At 54.0% G+C, this 365-nt stretch carries 1 protein-coding gene; it reads right to left on the bottom strand.

Going from position 1 to position 365, the window contains the following annotated elements; all coding sequences use genetic code 11:
- A partial coding sequence (locus ACTQX6_RS12660; RefSeq protein ID WP_441657725.1) for a transketolase family protein occupies window positions 1-365 on the bottom strand: 365 nt, incomplete at both ends.

Genomic DNA, 365 nt, shown 5'->3' on the forward strand with positions numbered 1-365 from the left:
CTGTCATCATACACATCCTCTACGCCCAGTCGTCCTAAACGTACATAACACGGGCCTTCGATATCGGCCACGGCCTTGATGATCTGTTCGGTCTCCCTGGCATCGCAGGGCTGGAACACCTTCATGTTCGGGATGCTTCGCATGATCGCAATATCCTCCACACTCTGATGGCTGGCGCCGTCTTCGCCTACGCTGATTCCCGCATGGGTCGCACACACCTTGACATTCAAATTCGGATAACAGATGCTGTTGCGGATCTGTTCGAATGCTCTTCCTGCCGCAAACATCGCAAAGCTCGATGCATAGACAATCTTATGACTGGCTGCCAGTCCCGCTGCCACACCCATCATGTTGCCTTCGGCGAT

It is taken from the genome of Faecalicoccus sp. LCP19S3_E2 (assembly GCF_052121255.1).
In the GTDB taxonomy this organism is placed as follows: Bacteria; Bacillota_I; Bacilli_A; order Erysipelotrichales; family Erysipelotrichaceae; genus Faecalicoccus.